Origin of the sequence: Micromonospora sp. MH33 (genome assembly GCF_003013775.1) — a bacterium.
Taxonomy (GTDB): domain Bacteria; phylum Actinomycetota; class Actinomycetes; order Mycobacteriales; family Micromonosporaceae; genus Micromonospora; species Micromonospora fulviviridis.
This window is the reverse complement of record NZ_MUYZ01000626.1, coordinates 1-1,473: the sequence shown is the minus strand read 5'-3', so window position 1 is coordinate 1,473 and position 1,473 is coordinate 1. Positions and strand designations below refer to the sequence as shown.

The 1,473-nt window shown below is 67.8% G+C and carries 1 protein-coding gene and 1 pseudogene; one reads left to right on the top strand and one right to left on the bottom strand.

Annotated features, from left to right (window positions below):
* Window positions 1-108: 108 nt before the first annotated feature.
* A pseudogene (locus tag B0E53_RS36475) lies at window positions 109-402 on the top strand (leucine zipper domain-containing protein); the annotation flags it as partial.
* Between the two features lie 98 nt (window positions 403-500).
* Here B0E53_RS36475 and B0E53_RS36470 read toward each other — a convergent pair.
* Window positions 501-1,421 (bottom strand): GNAT family N-acetyltransferase, encoded by a 921-nt coding sequence (locus B0E53_RS36470; RefSeq protein WP_210406369.1) that lies wholly within the window; start codon window positions 1,419-1,421, stop codon window positions 501-503.
* Window positions 1,422-1,473 lie beyond the last annotated feature (52 nt).

Here is a 1,473-nt window from a genome sequence, read left to right as displayed (position 1 = left end):
CGTTGTACTTCTTCGGTGCGGGCATCGCTGGTGTTCCTCCCAGGTTTCGATGTCTCCATCAAACCCGGTGCGGAACAGGCAGCCGCACCTGACCCAAGGGAGGTCCTCATGCCTCACCGTAATCCCCCGTTGTCGGAGACCGGCAGGCTGCGTCTGGCCCGCTGCGTTGTGGACGATGGCTGGCCGCTGCGCCGGGAAGCGGAGCTTTTCCAGGTCAGCCCGACCACAGCGAAGCGGTGGGCCGACCGCTACCGGGCCGAGGGCATGGCCGGGATGGTCGACCGGTCCAGCCGCCCACGGCGGTCACCACGGCGCACGCCGGCGCCGGTGGAGCGCAAGGTGCTGCACCTTCGGGCCAAGAGGCGGTGTGGACCCGCGCGCATCGGCGGCCGGCTCGGGCTGGCCGCTACGAGGCCACTGTCCTCGTAACGGCCAGCAATGAGTGGCTGTGACCAGCTCATATAGGGATGACGGACAGCCACCCGTAAAGTCTTGGCGGTTCAGGCGTTGATGGCGTGTTCGATGAACTGGCCGCAGGTACGGAACCCCAGGCGGCGGTAGACGGGCTCGCCGTCGGCCGACGCCTGCAGGACCGCGATGCGGTGCTCTCGCTCGCGGGCCGTGCGGAGGGCCGCGAGCGTGATGGCTCCGCCGTAGCCGCGTCGGCGGTGGGCGGCCAGGGTGGAGATGTTGTAGATGCCAGCGACTCCCGCGTGGTGGAACACCTCGGCGGAGCAGACCGGACGGTTCTCCACGTAGCCCACCAGATACCGGGCCGGGCAGGTCGCGGCCAGCGCCTGCGAAGCGGCCCGGGCGAAGAAGTCGCGGACGGTTTCAGCGGGTGGATTCCAGTTCGCGGCGAGGACCGTGGCGTAGTCGGCGAGCTGCTCGGGCGTGGTGACCGTCCGGATGCCCAGACCCGGGGCAGCGGGAGGCGGCAGGGTGCCGTCCAGCTCGGCCCACATCGCCGTCTCACGTTCGGACACCGGCAGACCGGCCGCCGTCAGGCGGGCAGGGAGGTCTGCCGGTGTCGAGGCAGGACCCACCCACCAGGAGAAACTGCGGCCGGTGCCGGCCAGTGTCCCGACGGTCTCGGCGATGCGGGCTGTAGCGTCGGCGGCGGTGAAGCGGGCCGCAGCGACGATGTTGAACGTGTCGTCGTCCAGGCCGCTGTCTGCAACCAGGAGGTCGCCGGTCTCTGCGACAGTCGCACCGGGCATACTCCGGTGCAGATGACAGGCGTGTTCCGCCAGGGTCCGTTCCATCCTGTCCGTCAAGTCGGCTTCGTCAGGGAAATAATCATTCATAGCGATTGACCCCAGCACGACCGAGCGAAGACCGCATGTCATTTTAGGCAGTGCCACGCCGACCACCAGGACTTTCGATACATGCACTACTAGGCCGTGTTTGGTAAGGGTCATAGCCATTGGTTGATCGCGGCGATGGTGACGGTGGCTTCGTAACGGACGGCGA

Bases quoted from the DNA above. Each gene is read 5' to 3' on its own strand.
- B0E53_RS36470 (WP_210406369.1), bottom strand. From the start codon at position 1,421: ATGACCCTTACCAAACACGGCCTAGTAGTGCATGTATCGAAAGTCCTG.